15 protein-coding genes are annotated in these 18,399 nt (G+C 34.3%); 2 read left to right on the top strand and 13 right to left on the bottom strand.

Annotated elements, in window-relative coordinates:
* Window positions 1-296: 296 nt before the first annotated feature.
* From CLOST_RS02520 to purR, 9 genes are all read right to left on the bottom strand, one after another.
* Complete coding sequence (locus tag CLOST_RS02520; RefSeq protein ID WP_013360701.1) at window positions 297-1,883, bottom strand: putative polysaccharide biosynthesis protein; 1,587 nt, start codon at window positions 1,881-1,883, stop codon at window positions 297-299.
* Window positions 1,884-1,937: 54 nt separating this feature from the next.
* Entirely contained in the window at window positions 1,938-2,414 is a 477-nt protein-coding gene (gene moaC / locus CLOST_RS02515; protein ID WP_013360700.1) for a cyclic pyranopterin monophosphate synthase MoaC, read from the bottom strand.
* Between the two features lie 42 nt (window positions 2,415-2,456).
* On the bottom strand, window positions 2,457-3,521 hold the full coding sequence (locus CLOST_RS02510) for a peptidylprolyl isomerase (RefSeq protein WP_013360699.1): 1,065 nt from the start codon (window positions 3,519-3,521) through the stop codon (window positions 2,457-2,459).
* Window positions 3,522-3,554: 33 nt separating this feature from the next.
* Window positions 3,555-6,947: a transcription-repair coupling factor gene (gene mfd / locus CLOST_RS02505; RefSeq protein ID WP_013360698.1), complete on the bottom strand. Its 3,393-nt coding sequence runs from the start codon at window positions 6,945-6,947 to the stop codon at window positions 3,555-3,557.
* A gap of 44 nt (window positions 6,948-6,991) precedes the next feature.
* A complete protein-coding gene (gene pth / locus CLOST_RS02500) occupies window positions 6,992-7,552 on the bottom strand; it encodes an aminoacyl-tRNA hydrolase (RefSeq protein WP_013360697.1) in 561 nt (186 codons plus the stop codon).
* A 153-nt stretch (window positions 7,553-7,705) separates the two neighbouring features.
* Window positions 7,706-8,662, bottom strand: a complete 957-nt coding sequence (locus tag CLOST_RS02495; RefSeq protein ID WP_013360696.1) for a ribose-phosphate diphosphokinase — start codon at window positions 8,660-8,662, stop codon at window positions 7,706-7,708.
* Window positions 8,663-8,690: 28 nt separating this feature from the next.
* Window positions 8,691-10,046, bottom strand: coding sequence for a bifunctional UDP-N-acetylglucosamine diphosphorylase/glucosamine-1-phosphate N-acetyltransferase GlmU (gene glmU / locus CLOST_RS02490; protein WP_013360695.1), 1,356 nt, complete (start codon window positions 10,044-10,046; stop codon window positions 8,691-8,693).
* Window positions 10,047-10,204: 158 nt separating this feature from the next.
* Window positions 10,205-10,504 (bottom strand): septation regulator SpoVG, encoded by a 300-nt coding sequence (gene spoVG, locus CLOST_RS02485; RefSeq protein ID WP_013360694.1) that lies wholly within the window; start codon window positions 10,502-10,504, stop codon window positions 10,205-10,207.
* A gap of 75 nt (window positions 10,505-10,579) precedes the next feature.
* The gene (purR, locus tag CLOST_RS02480; protein WP_013360693.1) at window positions 10,580-11,413 is read right to left on the bottom strand and encodes a pur operon repressor; all 834 of its coding nucleotides are present in this window, start codon (window positions 11,411-11,413) and stop codon (window positions 10,580-10,582) included.
* A 250-nt stretch (window positions 11,414-11,663) separates the two neighbouring features.
* Between purR and murC the strand changes: the two genes are divergently transcribed.
* Window positions 11,664-13,025, top strand: coding sequence for a UDP-N-acetylmuramate--L-alanine ligase (gene murC / locus CLOST_RS02475; protein WP_013360692.1), 1,362 nt, complete (start codon window positions 11,664-11,666; stop codon window positions 13,023-13,025).
* A 137-nt stretch (window positions 13,026-13,162) separates the two neighbouring features.
* Here the strand turns inward: murC and rsmA are convergent, their stop codons facing one another.
* Together rsmA and rnmV are read right to left on the bottom strand one after the other, a co-directional pair.
* Window positions 13,163-14,032, bottom strand: a complete 870-nt coding sequence (gene rsmA / locus CLOST_RS02470; RefSeq protein WP_013360691.1) for a 16S rRNA (adenine(1518)-N(6)/adenine(1519)-N(6))-dimethyltransferase RsmA — start codon at window positions 14,030-14,032, stop codon at window positions 13,163-13,165.
* Complete coding sequence (rnmV, locus tag CLOST_RS02465; RefSeq protein ID WP_013360690.1) at window positions 14,025-14,570, bottom strand: ribonuclease M5; 546 nt, start codon at window positions 14,568-14,570, stop codon at window positions 14,025-14,027. Before rnmV ends, rsmA begins: the two co-directional genes overlap by 8 nt.
* A 164-nt stretch (window positions 14,571-14,734) precedes the next feature.
* On the opposite strand from rnmV, the gene CLOST_RS02460 reads away from it, so the two are divergent.
* Window positions 14,735-15,217: a hypothetical protein gene (locus CLOST_RS02460; RefSeq protein ID WP_013360689.1), complete on the top strand. Its 483-nt coding sequence runs from the start codon at window positions 14,735-14,737 to the stop codon at window positions 15,215-15,217.
* Between the two features lie 173 nt (window positions 15,218-15,390).
* Here the strand turns inward: CLOST_RS02460 and CLOST_RS02455 are convergent, their stop codons facing one another.
* Complete coding sequence (locus CLOST_RS02455; protein ID WP_013360688.1) at window positions 15,391-16,161, bottom strand: TatD family hydrolase; 771 nt, start codon at window positions 16,159-16,161, stop codon at window positions 15,391-15,393.
* Window positions 16,162-18,117 (bottom strand): methionine--tRNA ligase, encoded by a 1,956-nt coding sequence (gene metG, locus CLOST_RS02450; protein WP_013360687.1) that lies wholly within the window; start codon window positions 18,115-18,117, stop codon window positions 16,162-16,164.
* Between the last annotated feature and the right edge of the window lie 282 nt (window positions 18,118-18,399).

Below are 18,399 nucleotides of genomic sequence, written 5' to 3'. Positions count from 1 at the left end.
ACACTCTATAAAATAAAAGTCATATTAGCCTTAGCAATAATAAATAACGAGAACTCTCCTAATTTAAAATAATTCAGATATCCAGCTATATCCAAAATAAAAAAGGACTGCCTGATAAGTCAAATAGAGTATCATAGTTTAATGTTAAAAACTATAATATTTTACTTTTCTATTTCTAAGCAGTTCCTTAATCTATTTGGTTAAAAAACCATTTATATAGTAGCTAGTGATTTTCAATTCATAAATAACTATTGGTTTTTAGTTAATTACATTTCATATTAGAAATTTATTATGATTTATTTTTTAGATGGAATGAATTTACTTAGCTTCTTGCCTTTAGGTAATTTTTCTATCTCTTCTTTAGTTATTCCTCCAATTAGAATAAGCACTACAACATAAACAATTATCGCTAATACTATGGCTATGACAGTAGATAATGAATTCCCTAGCTTATCAGTAAGTCCCATATGAGTAAGTTTCGCAACTACTCCCATAATAGCTGCTGTTAAAAGAGGTTTTATCAGAAGATGGTTTATATCAAATTTTATATTAAGAAGTTTTCTAACCCAATATATATCAAGTCCTGCAGCTATCATGTATGCAAGCACAGTACCTATTGCCGCTCCTTTTACATTAAGCGAAGGAATAGATGTAAGAGTATATGTGCATACTAGTTTAAATATAGCTGCTATGAAAAGATTCATAACTGGAATTTGAGATTTTCCTAAGCCCTGAAGAATTCCTGTTAGTGTTTGAATTAAGCTTAAAAAAACTACTCCAAGTGACATAAAAAATAGTATCTGTCCTATTGATGCTGGCTCGTTAGGATATAGAAGCTGCATTATAGGCGTAGCAAGAACCATAAGTCCAACTCCAGATGGTAGTCCTAAAAGCACTGCCATTCTTACACTTAGGTTTGCATTTTCCTTTACACTCTCCATATCTCTAAGCGCATATGCTTGAGATACTACTGGCACTATACTCATGGCTATAGACATAGTTAATACTTGTGGCAGATTTATTAAGGTTGCAGCCATTCCTGTGAGCTGTCCATAAAGTGCATTGGCCTCACTTTGAGTATAACCAGATGCCATAAGTCTATTTATTACTATAGAAACATCTATCATATTCATAATAGGCATAACAGAAGCTCCTATTATAATAGGAAGAGCAATAGTGAGCATACTTTTTATTATTACTTTATAGCTTTCTTCTTCAAATTCTTCACTTTTCAAAAGTTCTTTTTCAATTTTAGGCTTATTTATGTAATATACAAACAAAATAAATGCCATGCCAAATATTGCTCCTGCTGTAGCTCCAAAAGAACCTCCAGCTGCTGCATAATCTAGACCTTTTGGCATAAGAAAATATGCTAGTATCAAGCCAAATCCTACTCTAGCTGATTGCTCTATAATCTGAGATACAGCTGTAGGTGTCATATTGTTTCTACCTTGAAAATATCCTCTGTACGCAGCCATTATAGGCACAAACAACAAAGCTGGAGCCAAAGCTACCATGGAATAATATGCATTTGGGTTGTTAAGTGCGTTAACAATAATTCTTGCACCAAAAAAGAATATTGAAAACGTAAGCAGGCCTAAAACAAGTAGTATTTTCAATGTGATAGTAAATACTCTATGTGCACCTTTATAATTTCCGACAGCTCTTCTTTCAGATACCATTTTTGATATAGCTATAGGAAATCCAGATGTAGAAATCGAAAGCAATAATACATATATAGGATAAGCTGTCTGGTAATAGCCCATACCTTCACTAGTTATCAATCTTCCAAGAGGTATTCTAAAAAAAGCTCCTAAGATCTTTACTATAAGACCTGCAACTCCCAGAACAACAGCTCCCTTTAAAAATGAGTTTTTACTCATGAATTAACCTCCTCACAACAAAAGGCAGGTATTTATTAAATACCTGCTTTGCAATCAATCATTATTTCTTAAAAAATGTCCCGATTTTCCACCGGTTTTTTCTAATAAAAATATTTCGCTTATTTCCATTTTTTTATCAACGGCCTTGCACATATCATAAATCGTAAGGGCTGCAACAGTAGCAGCTGTTAAAGCTTCCATTTCGATTCCAGTCTTATAATGGCATCTTGCAACTGCAGTGATATATACACGGTCGTTTCCCATAGGCGTTATATCAAGTTCGACTGAATCTATAGGCAAATTATGACACATCGGTATTAGCTCATGCGTTTTTTTAGAAGCCATAATCCCTGCTATTCTAGCACAAGAGAATACGTCTCCCTTAGGCATTTTCCCTTCGCAGATAAGCATTAGGGTTTCTGGATTCATCTTAACAATTGCTTGGGCTTTAGCTTCCCTTGCAGATATAGCTTTTTCTCCTACATCCACCATCTTGACATGACCCTTTTCATCGATATGTGTAAGCTCCATTTTTACTGCTCCTTTAAACTTAGGTTAATAATTTGCAATATATTAATTTTCTGTACTTTCTTCCTCAGCTGGTTGTTCCTCGTTTTGTGATTCGCTCTTTGACTCTTCATCAGCTTTTTTTAGAGCAGCATCATTTTTTTCTATTTTAGCACTTTCCTTTAATGATGCAACAAAATCTAAATAAGATTTTTGAGCTAGCTCATTCTTTATGTTTTCTTTTACATCTTCAAAAGGAGTAACTTCGTTTTTCTTTTCAAAAACTTTTATTATGTGGTATCCGTAAGTTGTCTCAACTAAATCAGAGACTTGGTTAGGCTCAAGAGAAAAAGCAACATCTTCAAACTCTTTAACCATAACACCTTTAGCAAAGAAGCCTAAATCTCCTCCGTTTACAGCTGATGCCTCATCTTGTGAATACTCTTTAGCAAGAACTGCAAAATCTTCACCAGAATTTACTTTTGCAAGTACAGCTTCTGCCTCTTTTTTAATTTCTGCAATTTTATCTTCTGGTAGAGGAACAAAATTTTCATCTACTGTTTTTAATAATATGTGAGATGCTTTAACTTCATTTACATTGTAGTTTTCTTGATTGTCATCGTAGTATTTTTTTAAGTCTTCTTCAGAAGGTGTATTTTTCTCCATGAATTTTTCCTTATACTCAAATACTATGGTATCTGTTTCTAATTGCTTCTTTAAAAATTCATCTGTAATACCTTCTTCTTTTAAAAAGGTTTCATAATCCGGTAAGCTTTTAACTTGCTCTTTAAACTGAGTGAATTCTTTTTCAAACTCATCAGCATCAACTGTTATGTTCTCTTTTTTTGCCTCAGCCAATATCAGCTGATCTTCAATTAGTTTTTCTAATACTTGGTCTTTCAAAATCTCATTATAGGTTTTACCTTGTCCTGAGTCTTGAGTCCAAATATCAGCGCCCACTGTAGCTTCAATTTGTTTTTTAATAATCGCTAGATTTTTTTCATAATCAGAGTATGAAATTTCTACATCATTTACTTTCGCTGCCCATTCATTAGCAGATGCTGTATTTGAGCAAGCTGCCAAACTGAATATCATCAGCGATGACATTATCAAACTTAATAATTTTTTCACCTAATAATCAACTCCTTAAAATTCATAAAGGTATTATAACATCATTTCTAGGAAGGATGATATGTTTGTAATTAACTTGTAACTTTCCTTTTCCTTAAAGTCTTTTTTCACGCTACTTTCAGGAGTTGGACCAACAAAAGAAATAACTGTTTCATTTTGTTTTATTTTAAGTATTCCAAGTTTTTCTCCAAGAGCTTTTATATACGCTATATGCATAAGATTTCTAACAGGCTCTGGTATATTTGAAAATCTATCTTCTACTTCCTCTTCTATTTCATAAAGGTCTTGCTTGCTTTCGATTGATGCTATTTTTTTGTAAATCTCAATCTTGCTCATTTCATCGTCGATATAGTTTTCTGGGATGTATGCATTGATATCGAGTTCTATTTCCGTGTCTACTTTTTGCTCTACGACCTGTCCTTGAAGATTTCTAATCGCAGCATCTAGCATCTTAACGTACAAATCATATCCTATTTCAGTCATGTGTCCATGCTGTCTTTCACCTAGGATATTTCCAGCTCCACGTATTTCTAAGTCTCTCATAGCAATTTTGAATCCACTTCCAAACTCAGTAAATTCTTTAATTGCTTTAAGACGCTTTTCAGACACTTCGGTAAGAACCTTATCCTTTTGATACATAAAGTAAGCATAGGCTTGCCTAGAGGATCTTCCTACTCTTCCTCTTAACTGATAAAGCTGCGATAGTCCCATTTTATCTGCATCATAAACTATCATAGTATTTGCATTTGATATATCCATACCAGTTTCTATTATCGTGGTAGACAATAAAATATCATACTCTTTTTCTAAAAAATCCACCATTATATTTTCAAGCTGTCTAGGACTCATCTGCCCATGAGCAACCGCTAAGTTAGCATCTGGAACCAGTCTTCTTATTATATCAGCCATCTTATCAATAGTTTGAACTCTGTTGTATACAAAAAATACCTGACCGCCTCTTGCAAGCTCTCTTTCTAAGGCATCTAGAATTATTCCCTCTCTAGCCTCAGTCACATAAGTCATTATAGGATGTCTATCTTCTGGTGGTTCTTCAAGCAGACTCATATCTCTAATTCCAGACAATGAGAAATGCAAGGTTCTCGGAATAGGAGTCGCAGAAAGAGTAAGTACATCTACATCCTTTTTAAGCTTTTTAAGCAGCTCTTTATGCTTCACTCCAAAACGCTGTTCTTCGTCCACTACAAGAAGCCCTAAATCTTTGAATGAAACATCATTTGATAATATACGATGTGTTCCAATCAATACATCAACTAAACCTCTTCTGGCATCGTCAATGATTTGTTCTTGAGCTTTTTTTGTTTTAAATCTACTCACTACCTCAACTCTAATAGGATATCCTGCAAATCTCTCTTTTAAATTATTGTAATGCTGCTGAGCAAGTATAGTCGTAGGAACTAAAAAAGCTACCTGCTTAGAATCCATGCAAGATTTAAATATAGCTCTAATAGCCACCTCGGTCTTCCCGTATCCTACATCACCACAAATAAGTCTATCCATAGGCTTGATGTTTTGCATGTCTTTTTTGACATCCTCTATGGCATTTATTTGGTCTACAGTTTCTTCATAAGGGAATAGCGACTCAAACTCCTTTTGCCAAGGAGTGTCTTCTGTAAATGCATAGCCTCTTGCGTCTCTTCTTTCGGCATATAAATCAATTAAATCCTGAGCAATCTCGTCTACTGCTTTTTTGGCTTTTGCTTTTGTCTTTTTCCATTCAGAGGTTCCAAGCTTGTTTAGCTTTACAGCATCCCCAGCTCCAGTACCGATGTACTTTTGAACTTTATCCATCTGCGATAAAGGAACATACAGGGCATCTCCAGCACTATAGACTATTTTTATATAGTCTTTTCTTATATCATCAAACTTCTTGGATTCTATACCTACGAACTTACCTACCCCGTAAGTTTCATGAACTACGTGATCTCCAGCTTTTAAATCTATAAAGCTTTCTATTTTTTTACCCTTGTGCTTGATTTTTTGTTTTGAGCTTTTTTTGGTTACTCCAAACATTTCTTTATCAGATATTACAGCAAGCTTGCTTTTGGAGTAAACATAGCCTTCAGTAAGTCTTCCTTTTACTAAAACTACTTTCCCCTCTGGAATTTCAGCTTTTCTATCTCTTAGATATATAGGCTCCAAAGAAGCATTCGAAAGCTCTTTATAAAGGCTCATTATAGTATCTTCATCTCTTTCAACTAGAACTATAGTATAGCCTTGCTTTTTCTGGTATTTTATTTCCTCCAGTAGCGCTGGAATTTTTCCTTGAAAGGACACAGGCTCTCTTGTTTCAAAATTCACTATAGAAGCCGTATTAAACCCTTTAACTGACTTCGGAAGAAACGACTGCAATACAATAAAATGGCTTCCCATGTATTCAGTAACATAATCTAGATTATAAAGCAGCTCTCCTTGTCCTTTTAACGCAAAGCCCTTTTCAAGAGCGTGTTTATAATCTTCAGAAAACTCTTCGAAATAGTTTTCCCCTTTTTCCAAAACTCTATTTGGCTCATGAATCACAAAAATAGCTTCTTTATTAATATAAGAAAATAAATCCTTTCTTTCATCTGGATATATATAATCTATATACTTATGCATACCTTCAAAGTAATGACCCTCAGAAATTCTTTCAATGTCAAAAGCTAGGTCATCATTGCTAGATTTGCTTAAATCATCAGAAAGCCTCTTAGCTGCTTCTTCAAAGCCTTCTCTAAATAAAAATTCTCTAGCTGGACTGATAGTAATCTGTTTAATTTTTTCTATAGATTTCTGACTTATCGGATCAAAGGTTCGTATAGAATCAATTTCATCGTCAAAAAATTCCAATCTATAAGGAAGCTCAGCAGTTGGCAGGTATATATCCAGAATCCCTCCACGAAGAGAAATCTGTCCTGGTCCTTCTACTCTTGCTTCTCTCTCATAGCCATAATGAACGAGTAAATCAACTAGCTCTGCCAAATTCCAGATTGAACCTATTTCTAAATCCGGCTTGCTTTCCACATAAAGTCTTTTAGGCAAATACTTTCTCATTAGAGTCTCAACTGATAAAACTAGAATGTCATAGTCTTCCTGTGCAAGCCTAATAAGAGATTCTATTCTTTTGCTTTCTTCTTTTCTATCCTTGGCTTCTATGGCATAAAATCTAGTTTCTTCGTTTTTAATAAATAAAACTCTATCCGGATTATAAAACTCCAAGTCTGTATATATACGCTCAGCTTCAATCTCGTTTGAGGTTACAAGCACTAGCTTTTTTTCTAAATTAGCGCTTAAATAGTGAGCTATATGAGCTCTTTGAGAACTAAGAAGCCCATTTATAAGAAGAGGTGATTTATTTTGACTGATATTACCAAGAACACTGGAAAATTCAGTTTTATTTTGTAAATTCAGAAGAAATATGTCTTCTTGCATATCAAAGGCTCCTTCTCAAATAAAAATCCAATAAACTCTATAACCTATACATTGTATTTATTCATGGCTTTATCTATATCTTCCTTTATAGCTAGCACTATAGCATCAGCCGCATTGTCAATAGCTTCGCAAAGCGGTTTAATTTCATCCTTATTAAATCCAGAGGTAACAAAGCTCGCTAAATCCTGTCCATTCTTTGGCTTCGAAACTCCTATTCTAAATCTAGGGAAATCATCAAATCCTGTTAAGTAAATGATATTCCTCATACCATTATGAGTTCCACCACTTCCTTTTTTTCTGATTCTTAGTCTTCCAACATCTAAATCAATATCGTCATATATTACAAAAATTTTATCGTGATCCGGCTTATAAAAATTAATAGCCTGCATCACAGCTTCACCGCTTAGATTCATATACGTCTGCGGCTTTATAAGCACGACCTTTTCAGAGCCAATATTTCCCTCTCCTATAAGAGATTTAAATTTTAGCTTGTTCACTTTGATTCCAAGCTGCCCTGCCAATACATCCACCGTGACAAACCCAACATTATGTCTTGTCTTTTCATATTTAGAGCCTGGATTCCCAAGACCAACGATTAAATACATACATTTCTTCCTTTCCAATAACGCCCAAAAAGAGCCTAGTATTAGGCTCTTGGAATGTCAATTTCTTATATAGTACTTAAATATAGTACCTTAATTTATAATTTAATCTAAACTTTTATTTATAATTATCGGATTAAACTTTAAGCTTTTAAACTACTTCTCTACAGTAAATAGTTTGCTTACTGACTCGTTTGCAAATATTTTTCTGATAGCTGAAGCAAATATCGGTGCTACGCTTTCAACTTTTATCTTTTCAATACGCTTTTCAGAAGAAAGTGGAAGAGTATCTAATACCACAACTTCTTTAAGCACTGATTTTTCTATTCTGTCTATCGCTGGTCCAGAAAGAACTGGGTGAGTACAGCAAGAGTAAACTTCCTTAGCTCCAAATTTCTTTAAAGCTTCTGCTCCATTTACAAGCGTACCAGCAGTGTCTATCATATCGTCAATTAATATAACGTTTTTGTCTTTTACATCACCTATTATATTCATAACTTCTGATACGTTGGCTTTTGGTCTACGCTTGTCAATAATTGCAAGAGGTGCATCCAGTTGCTCTGCAAATGTTCTCGCTCTTCCAACGCTTCCTAAATCAGGAGACACTACAACTAAATCCTGAATATTTTTCTTTTTAAAATGCTCAGCTAAAATTGGTCCTCCATGTAAATGGTCTAGGGGAATATCAAAATATCCTTGAATCTGAGCAGCATGAAGGTCCATAGTAAGAACTCTGTCAGCTCCAGCAGCTGTAATTAGATTTGCAACAAGCTTTGCAGTAATAGGATCTCTTGCCTTAGCTTTTCTATCCTGTCTTGCATATCCATAATACGGAATAACAGCTGTTATTCTTCCTGCTGATGCTCTTTTAAAAGCATCAATCATAATAAGAAGTTCCATGATGTTTCCATTTACAGGTGAACATGTAGGTTGGATGATAAAAGCATCTACCCCTCTTACTGTTTCATTAATATTTACAGATATTTCTCCGTCACTAAAACGGCCAACTTCTGCATCTCCTAATGGAACTCCTAACTCCTTTGCAATATCTGCTGCAAGTTCCTTATGAGCATTACCTGTGAAAATCTTAATCTCACTACCACTCGTGTTCATTACAAAATGACCTCCTAAAATATTTTATCTATAATCCTTTTTTAGTTCTCCAGCCTTCTTTTATTACCTCTCTAGCTCTTGCTACGCATAAAGCACCCTCTGGAACATCTACTGTAACAGTAGAGCCAGTAGCTATATAGCCACCTTCTTTTACTGTAACTGGTGCTACCAGATTAGAATTAGATCCTATAAAGGCATTATCTTCAACAATGCTCTTAAATTTATTTTTCCCATCGTAATTCACAAATACTACGCCGCATCCTATATTAACATTTTTTCCAACTATTGCATCACCTATATATGAAAGATGAGATGCTTTTGAGCCGTTTCCTATCTCAGCATTTTTGACTTCTACAAAATCACCTATTTTTACATCTTCTCCCAAAACTGTTTTTGGTCTTAGATAAGCATATGGTCCAATTGTAGTTCTAGCTCCTACCTTGCTACTTAATATAGTTGAGCTTTTTATAGTAACATGATCCTCTATATGAGAATCCTCTATTGTAGTATTTTCTCTTATAATACAATCTTCACCTATAACGCTGTTTCCTTTTATATGGCAGTTAGGATATATTATAGTATCTCTTCCTATTTTAACATTTTTATCGATATAGGTTGAGTTTGTATCTATTAATGTCACTCCATTTGCCATGTGCATTTTGTTTACGTCAAGTCTCATAATTCTTTCAGCTTCACTAAGCTGAAGTCTGCTATTTACACCCATAATCTCCATTTTATCAGCTTGATAAACACCAATTCTATGTCCTGCATTTTTTATATGCTCTAGGACATCTGTGAGATAATATTCTCTTTGGGCATTGTTTACACTTAATTTCGATAGGTTTTCTTTCAAAAGCTTTCCATCTATTATGTACATTCCTGCATTAATCTCTTTAATGGCCTTTTCCTCTTCACTTGCATCCTTTTGCTCTCTGATGCGCATAAAGTCGTTTGACCCATCCCTTATTATTCTTCCGTATCCAGTTGGGTCATCTTCTACTGCGCTCATAACAACGGCTGCATAACCCTCTGATTTTATTTTTGTCATCTCTTTTAAGGTTTCACCTTTAATAAGCGGTGTATCTCCGCAAAGTATAAGGACCTCATCTTCATCGTCAATATAATGCTCCGCCATCATGACTGCATGCCCTGTTCCAAGCTGTTCCTCTTGAAGTGCAATTTCAGCTTTATCTCCTAAGTGTTCTCTTACCATATCCGACATATGGCCAATTACCACTATTGGTTTATTATTTGTTACCACCTGAGCAGCTTCCATTACATGGTCTAGCATGGGCTTATCTAAAACCTTATGCAGTACCTTTGGAATCTTGGATTTCATCCTTGTTCCCTGACCAGCAGCAAGGATTACAATCTTCAAGTTCATAATATAGCCTCACTTTATAAGTTTTTTTTAAGAAATCATTCGTGTTTACCATAGACTATCATAGCATTTTTTTCAAAAAATGTATAGAATTGTTAAAAAAACAAAAAAATAAGCCTTAATTGCATATTGCAACAAGACTTATTCAATAATTTTTATTTTTATTCTTGCTCTACATAATCCTCGTCTTCTTCAACTTCCATTCTGACCTTAGCTTCCTCATAGGCTCTTAAAATGTCATCCTGGAGGGATTTTCTCATCTCAGAATTTATAGGATGTGCAATATCTCTAAACTCTCCTTCTCCAACCTTTCTGCTAGGCATAGCAATAAACAATCCACTTTGTCCTTCAATGATTTTGATATCGTGAACAACAAAAGCATTGTCAAAGGTCACTGACACAATACCTCTCATTTTACCTTCTTCTGATAGTTTCCCAACTCTCACATCCGTAATTTCCATCTGTTTTCCACTCCTTTTTGCTTAATATTTATTCGTCCTATGAATTAAAGTTCTACATCAAAATCAAAATTCCTGCTAAAGATTTAAATTTTCTGAAATTTTGTTAATTATTTTTTCGTTTGGCCAAACCTTGTTCTTTACACTTTGTTCATCTAGTTCTAGAAGAGAAAAGTAATTATCTATCATCTTTTCTTCAGGCTTGGTGGTCGATATTAATACTCCAGTAGCTGCAACTTCAACTTTGAATTCCTTCATTAAATCATGCATTCCCTTCAAAGTTCCTCCGCCCCTCATAAAGTCATCTATGAGAATTACCCTAGAGCCCTCTTTTATATTTCTGCGTGGCAAGCTCATCGTCTGAACAGTTCCACTAGTCCCAGATACATATGTAATTCCAAGAGATGAGCCCTCAGAAATCTTAGAGTTCTTTCTTATAATGAGCAGTGGTATGTTCATAGCTTTGGCGGTCATAAGCGCCATAGGGATCCCTTTAGTTTCTATGGTCACCAAATAATCTACATTTGTATAGTCAATCACTGATGCAAAAATATTTCCGATAGACGCAACAATGTCTGGATCGTAAATTATATCTATAAGATATAAAAATCCTCCTGGAAGAACTCTATCTTCGCTTTGAATTTTTTTGCTTATGGTTTGAAGAAAGTTGTAAACTTCATCCTTTGAAACGTCAGGAATATATCTCACCCCTCCAGATGCTCCTGGAATGGTTATTACTCTTCCTAGCTTCATTCTTTCAAATACACTTTTTACAAGCATGACATCTTCACTCAAAGTGGATTTTGCTGTATTGAATTTTTCAGTAAAATAACTTAAAGTAAATGTTTTGTTCGGATGCTCTGTAAGTATTTTTACTATTGCACCTATTCGTTCGTTTCTTTTTAATTTCATATATTAAGCTCCTTTAAAAATCCGATTAAATATGAGAAAACACGGTATATATTTTATATAATCCGTACATTTAACCATAAATATACCACGGATGTTTGTTTTTTAAAAGATGCATTTTGCAATTTTCTAAGAAAAAAATGTTATTTTGTGATATACTCATTAAGGATTTTAAGATTATTGATTTATATTGCATTTAGAAGTATAATTATATCTTAAATTATATTTTATAATTTTAAGGAGTTGCCAATATATGAAGATACATTTTATAGGAATCGGCGGTATCAGCATGAGCGGACTTGCTCACGTCTGTATTAACTTAGGGTACGAGGTGTCAGGCTCAGACAAATCCATGAGTCCAATTTTGCAAAAGCTTATTAATGAGGGCGCTACTATTTACATAGGACATGACGAGTCACAATTAAATGAAGATATAGATTTAGTAGTTTATACAGCTGCTGTAAAGGAAGATAATCCCGAGCTTGCAAAAGCAAGACGTTTAAAATTAAACATCATTGATAGAGCTCAATTTTTAGGCGATATCATGAAAAAATATGAAAATTCTATTGCTATCTCAGGAACTCATGGCAAAACAACCACTACCTCAATGACAACTGTTGTTTTTAACGCAAACGACGAGGATCCTACAGTTTTAGTCGGTGGAAATCTAAGTGTCATCGATGGAAATGTCAGAATAGGTAACTCTGAGGTTTTTATAACTGAAGCCTGTGAATATGTGGACAGCTTCTTAAAATTTTATCCTAAAATAGCAATTATTTTAAATGTAGAGGAAGACCATTTAGATTATTTTTCAGGCTTAGAGCAAATCGAGGCTTCCTTCGCAAAGTTTGCATCTCAGGTAAAGCCTGATGGCTTTGTAATTGCAAACGGAGATGACGAAAATATACTTAAAGCTTTGAAAGATGTAGATAAAACTAAAATATATTTTGGAAGAAATAAAAATTGTCAGGCAATAATTCACGATGAGGTTTACAATTCATCAGGATATGCAACTTTTTCTTTATCTATGGATGATAAATTCATAGGCAGATTCACTTTAAAAGTGCCTGGAAAGCACAACGTTCTCAATGCTACAGCAGCTATACTATCTGCTTATGTAAGCAAGCTTCCACTTGATGCAATAAAAACTGGTATAGAATCCTATACTGGTGTTGGCAGAAGATTTGAATATAAAGGCGAAGTAAACGGAATCAAAGTTTATGACGATTATGCTCATCACCCTACTGAAGTTGCCGCTACTCTAAGCGCTGCTAAGATGATTAAGCATCATTTACTTTATACTATTTTTCAGCCTCACACCTATACTAGAACCAAAGAGCTTCTAGATAGATTTGCAGTTAGCTTTAACGATTCAGATGTAGTTATTATCTCTGATATCTATGCATCTAGAGAAAATGACCCTGGCAATATCCACTCAAAGGATTTGGTCGAAGCTATAAAAAAATCTGGCAAGGATGCTCTATACATAGGTTCACTAGATGAGGTTCAAAACTATCTAGGTTCTGTACTTGAGCCAGAAGACATTGTATTTACTATAGGTGCTGGAGATGTGTACACTCTAGGAGAATCATTGCTTCATAAAACAAATTCATAACGTTAATAAATTAAAAATCCTAGCATATACTGAGAATTTACATTTTGTAAATCTGAATATGCTAGGATTTATTTTATTGTGTATTAAACAAACTTCTTAATCTAAATAATACTTTATTTTCTTTGATTGTATCTTTCCTATTTATTTAGCACCTTTGCATAGGCATTTGCAAGTGAAGCAAACTGCTTCATATCAAGAGTTTCTCCTCTAAGCTGAGCATCTATATTAGCAATTTCTAATGCCATTTTAGCTTCTTGCTTTCCCCCTATGTTTCCAAAGGTCGAAAGTGCATTAAGAAGAGTTTTTCTTCTTTTTGAAAATGCCGCTTTTACTACTTCAAAAAATAAGTCTTCATCTATAAGCTCTATCCCTTTATCCTCTTTGACCTCGAGCTTTATAACCGCAGAATCAACGCCAGGTTCTGGGATAAATGCTCCTTTTGGAGCTTTTGCAACGATATCAGTATCACAATAATACTGAACTGCTACAGAAAGAGAGCCATAATCCTTTGTGCTAGGTACAGCGTTTATTCTATTTGCAACTTCCTTTTGAATCATAATAACCATGGTTTTAAGTGGAACTTTTTCTTCTAGGAATCTCATTATTATAGGAGTCGTAATGTAATATGGCAAATTAGCAACTACCTTAACCTTCCTATCTGGTGAAAATTCATTTACTAGCTCATGCAAATCAGTTTTGAGTATATCCTGATTTATTATCTTAATATTGTCTCTATCAGCGAGAGTTTCACTTAGTATAGGTATTAAGTTCTTGTCGATTTCTATACTTATAACCTGTTTTGCTCTATATGACAGCTCTCTAGTAAGCGTTCCTATACCTGGTCCAATCTCTATTACAGTATCTTCACTATCTATTTCAGCACTATCAACTATTTGGCTCAGTACATGCTCATCGACTAGAAAATTCTGTCCAAGAGACTTAGTAAATCTAAAACCGTATTTGCTTACTATATCTTTTGTAATTTTATGCGAGGCTAAATTATTCATTATCTATTTCCAGCTCCTTTAATGCCGCTTCAAATTCTTCTCTTTCAATACCATAGTTATTGAGCCTGTTTAAAAACTGCTTTGCATTGCAATAGCCTATTCCTAGCTTCTTTCCAAGTACATCTCTTCTAAAGCTGGCATTTTCCATTCCTACTAAGTCATACCTTAGCATATCAGCCTGAGTAAATTCATTTCTCTTATCCACTTCTTCATATCTAGCTTTTTCAAGAGCCTGTATTATGCTCTCTGGTGAAGCATTTTCCACACCTACATCGTCATTTTTCAGTCCAGCTTCTTTTGATATAAAGGCATGCTTGCAATTTCCTACTAGCTTTGTTATTTTGTCTCTTATTCGCTCTCCAGCATAGTCTGGATCAGTAAGAACTATTATGCCTCTTTCCTTGTGAGCCTTTATTATTCTTTCAACTACTCCTTTTGGAAAGCCGTATCCATTTGTAGCTATAACTTCAGCATCTACAGCTTTTTTTACGGCTGAGATGTCATCTTTGCCCTCTACAACTATTACTTCTTTAATCATTATCTCAATCCTTTATAAACTCTATATTATATTTTATCGCATTAATCATAATATCACGACAGAAAGATAGAGGCAAATTTTTATTATTATAAATAAATTTATGCACTGCGTTATTTTACATTTTTTGGGGTATATAATTAACAGATTAAGAGGAGGTGCATATTATGCCTAGCATTCTAGCATTTTTCAATGATAACAAATCAGCTCACAACTGCATGCTCGATGTGAAAAAGAATATCAAACAAAGCACTCGTGTCTATACTGTAGCCCAGCATGAGTATAAGGAAGCTACTAATGACACCCACTTTGCCCAAGTACAAGCGCAGAAATCTAGAATAAGCACAAAGGTTGGAGGTTTTTTAGGACTTCTAATTGGGGTTGCTTTTGCTGTGGCTGTAGAGGTGGATTTATTTTCCTCTATGAGCACCTTTGCAGGAATTCTCTTTATAGTTATAGCTAGTGCTGCTGCAGGAAGCTTAATAGGTTTATTTGTTCTTTCTGCAACCGACAAACTCTCCAAAAAGAACGAATCCTTTAAAGAAGAACGTGGAGAGCTTATATTAATCGTAGAAAACCCTAGCGATGACAAGGATAAAATCGTCAGTATAATTGAAAAATACAATCCTGATAAAATCAAAGTTTATTAATGCTAAAAAATAACAAAATCAAATTGAACTTTAGTTTCTGAAAAAATAGCATAAAAATTGCTTATTAAGCTTATATACAGTCATAATTAAAAATCCTAGATTACTCACTACAAATAAAGGTTGTAGATGATGATAATCTAGGATTTATTGTTGTGTAAACATTGCAGTTATTTCTACAAACTTATATTAAAAAACTTAATGGCGTTTTCCATAGTAATCTCAGCTATTTTATCCACTGATATTGCTCTTAGATTAGATAACTCTTCTGCTACATATTTAACTTTAGCTGGGTCATTTCGTCTTCCTCTAAATGGCTCTGGAGTAAGATATGGTGCATCTGTTTCTATGAAAATTTTATCTAGAGGCATATTTCTAGCAACCTCTTTTAGCTTGTGGCTCTTTTTAAAGGTAAGAGGACCAGCAAATGAAAGATGACAGCCTAGCTTAAGATAAAGCTCAGCCATTTCCATGCTTTGACTAAAGCAATGAAGCACGCATCCTATATCCTTTTTATATTCCTTTAAAATTTCATAGGTCTGGATAGATGCATCTCTAGAGTGAATTATTATAGGTAGATTTACTTTATTTGCAAGCTCAATCTGCTTTATAAAAAACTCTCTTTGGAGCTCTCTAGGAGAATTATCATAATAATAATCCAGTCCAATTTCGCCTATAGCAACCACCTTTTCGTGCTTTGCCATCTGCTCAAGCTCTATCAAATCTTCTTCTTTTATATCCTTTACATCATGAGGATGAATTCCCACAGCAGCGTAAATGAAATCATATTTCTCTGATAGCTTTATAGCAGCTCTTGAGGTTTTCATATCTGCTCCTGGATTGACAACAAGCGATACATTTTCTTCTTTTAATTTTTCAATTAAAAGCTCTCTATCTTCGTCAAATCTCTCATCATCCAAATGTGCATGTGTATCAAAAAGTTTCATTTATCTTACCTCTACTCCATCTTCTATACCTTCTGCTTGAATTACTACTAGCTTAGAATCGTCATCTGTAGCAGCAGAAAGTATCATTCCTTGAGACTCTACTCCTCTAAGATTTACAGGCTTTAGATTAGCTACTATTACTACATTTCTTCCTATTAAATCTTTTGGATCATAAAACTTAGCTATTCCAGAAACTATCTGTCTTATTTCAGAGCCTACCTGAATCTTAAATACAAGAAGTCTATCTGCTTTTGGATGCTTAGATGCTTCTAGCACCTTACCTACTCTTAGCTCCATCTTAGCAAAATCATCTATAGTTATTTCATCCTTGTGAATGATTTCCTTAGTTTCTACTTCTTCCTTTACAGGCTCCTCAGTTTTAGGTTTAAACATACTTTCCATAACCTCTAGCTCTTTTTCAATATCTAGTCTAGGGAAAAGTATCTCTCCTTTTGCAACTTTTGTTCCTGGCTTTAAGCCTCCAAAACTAAGAGCACTTTCATAAGTTCTAATCTCTTCACCAGCAGAAAGCTGCTCAAATATTTTTTTAGCAGTGATATGAAGCAGTGGGCTTATCATAACTGTTACAAGTCTTAATGCTTCTGCTAGGTTATATAAAACAGTATCAAGCTCATCTTTTTTAGTTTCATCCTTAGCAAGTACCCATGGCATAGTTTCATCCACATATTTATTGCTTCTTCTTACTACCTTCCAAATTTCCTCTAGTGCTTCATTAAACTGCATTCTGTTCATTGCATCGTCGACTTTAGCTGGCATAGACGAAGCAACCTTTTTTAGCTCAGCATGAACTGAGTCAAATACCTTTGGCTCTGGAACTATGCTGTCATTGTATTTTTCTATCATAGATACTGTTCTAGAAAGCAGATTTCCAAGGTCATTTACTAGGTCAGAATTTATACGAGTTAAAAAGTTTCTGTTTGTGTAGTTACCATCCTGCCCAAAAGTAAACTCTTTAAGAAGGAAGTACTTAAGAGCATCTATACCATATCTTTCAATTATAGGCTCAGGATAAACAATGTTTCCTTTTGATTTACTCATCTTATCTTCTGAGAAAAGTATCCAGCCATGTCCATACACCTTGTCTGGAAGCGGAAGATCTAAAGCCATGAGTAGCGCTGGCCAAATTATAGTATGAAAACGTACTATTTCTTTTCCTACTATTTGCATATTAGCAGGCCAGTATTTTTCCATAAGACTTTCATCCTCAGAAAGATATCCAAGTGCAGTAATATAGTTGCAAAGTGCATCTATCCATACATAAATAACATGCTTGTCGTCAAAAGGCACCTTTATTCCCCAGTCAAATGTAGTTCTAGATACGGATAAATCATCTAGCCCAGCATTTATGAAGTTGTTTAGCATCTCATTTTTTCTTGACTCAGGAAAACAAAAATCTGGATGAGAATTATAATAATCAACTAGTGGCTGTTGGTATTTTGATAATTTAAAGAAATAAGAGCTTTCCTTTTTCTTTTGAACCTCTCTTTTACAATCTGGGCAAAGGTGCTCTTCTCCTACCTGCGTGTCTGTCCATAGACTTTCACAAGGAATACAGTACCAGCCTTCATATTCTCCTAGATAAATATCTCCTTTATCGTAAAGCTTTTGAAAAATCTTTTGAACTGCTTTTTCATGTCTCTCATCTGTGGTTCTTATAAAATCATCATAGGAGATTTCCATAGTTTCCCATAGTTTCTTTATATCCTCTATCATGCCGTCAAGGTAATCCTTAGGCATCATTTTCTTTTCAGCAGCTGTCTTTTGGATTTTTTCTCCATGCTCATCAGTTCCAGTTAAAAAACGTACATCAAAGCCTGTAAATCTCTTATATCTAGCAATAGCATCAGCTGCTACTGTAGTATAGGTATGACCTATATGAAGTCTTCCGCTCGGGTAGTATATAGGTGTCGTTACATAAAAGGTTTTATTTGACAAAACAATCACTCCCATCATTTAAAGTATATAAAAATTATCATACAATAACCAAAAATTTATGTCAATCAAAGCCTAGTTAATTAAGCTCTAAAGCCTTATTTTAAGCCAATTTATCGTTAAAGAATAAACAATTGATTTTAATGTTGTCTTTATTCTAAATACTGATAAAATTAGATTATGTACTATTAAATTCAGACACTCTAGCTTAATTAATAATATTATAGAGATGGTGTCTTCTATATGAATCATGTTTTAACATAATAATCTAAAGGACGTGTTTAT

This window comes from Acetoanaerobium sticklandii, assembly GCF_000196455.1.
In the GTDB taxonomy this organism is placed as follows: domain Bacteria; phylum Bacillota; class Clostridia; order Peptostreptococcales; family Filifactoraceae; genus Acetoanaerobium; species Acetoanaerobium sticklandii.
Note: the sequence above shows the minus strand (reverse complement) of the source record. Positions and strands in the feature narration are given on the sequence as shown.

What these genes read in the sequence shown, in the direction of transcription:
- CLOST_RS02495 (WP_013360696.1), bottom strand. Translation starts at nt 8,662, where the DNA reads ATGAACACGAGTGGTAGTGAGATTAAGATTTTCACAGGTAATGCTCAT.
- CLOST_RS02455 (WP_013360688.1), bottom strand. Translation starts at nt 16,161, where the DNA reads ATGAAACTTTTTGATACACATGCACATTTGGATGATGAGAGATTTGAC.
- mfd (WP_013360698.1), bottom strand. Translation starts at nt 6,947, where the DNA reads ATGCAAGAAGACATATTTCTTCTGAATTTACAAAATAAAACTGAATTT.
- murC (WP_013360692.1), top strand. Translation starts at nt 11,664, where the DNA reads ATGAAGATACATTTTATAGGAATCGGCGGTATCAGCATGAGCGGACTT.
- rsmA (WP_013360691.1), bottom strand. Translation starts at nt 14,032, where the DNA reads ATGAATAATTTAGCCTCGCATAAAATTACAAAAGATATAGTAAGCAAA.
- rnmV (WP_013360690.1), bottom strand. Translation starts at nt 14,570, where the DNA reads ATGATTAAAGAAGTAATAGTTGTAGAGGGCAAAGATGACATCTCAGCC.
- pth (WP_013360697.1), bottom strand. Translation starts at nt 7,552, where the DNA reads ATGTATTTAATCGTTGGTCTTGGGAATCCAGGCTCTAAATATGAAAAG.
- purR (WP_013360693.1), bottom strand. Translation starts at nt 11,413, where the DNA reads ATGAAATTAAAAAGAAACGAACGAATAGGTGCAATAGTAAAAATACTT.
- CLOST_RS02460 (WP_013360689.1), top strand. Translation starts at nt 14,735, where the DNA reads ATGCCTAGCATTCTAGCATTTTTCAATGATAACAAATCAGCTCACAAC.
- glmU (WP_013360695.1), bottom strand. Translation starts at nt 10,046, where the DNA reads ATGAACTTGAAGATTGTAATCCTTGCTGCTGGTCAGGGAACAAGGATG.
- spoVG (WP_013360694.1), bottom strand. Translation starts at nt 10,504, where the DNA reads ATGGAAATTACGGATGTGAGAGTTGGGAAACTATCAGAAGAAGGTAAA.
- CLOST_RS02520 (WP_013360701.1), bottom strand. Translation starts at nt 1,883, where the DNA reads ATGAGTAAAAACTCATTTTTAAAGGGAGCTGTTGTTCTGGGAGTTGCA.
- moaC (WP_013360700.1), bottom strand. Translation starts at nt 2,414, where the DNA reads ATGGAGCTTACACATATCGATGAAAAGGGTCATGTCAAGATGGTGGAT.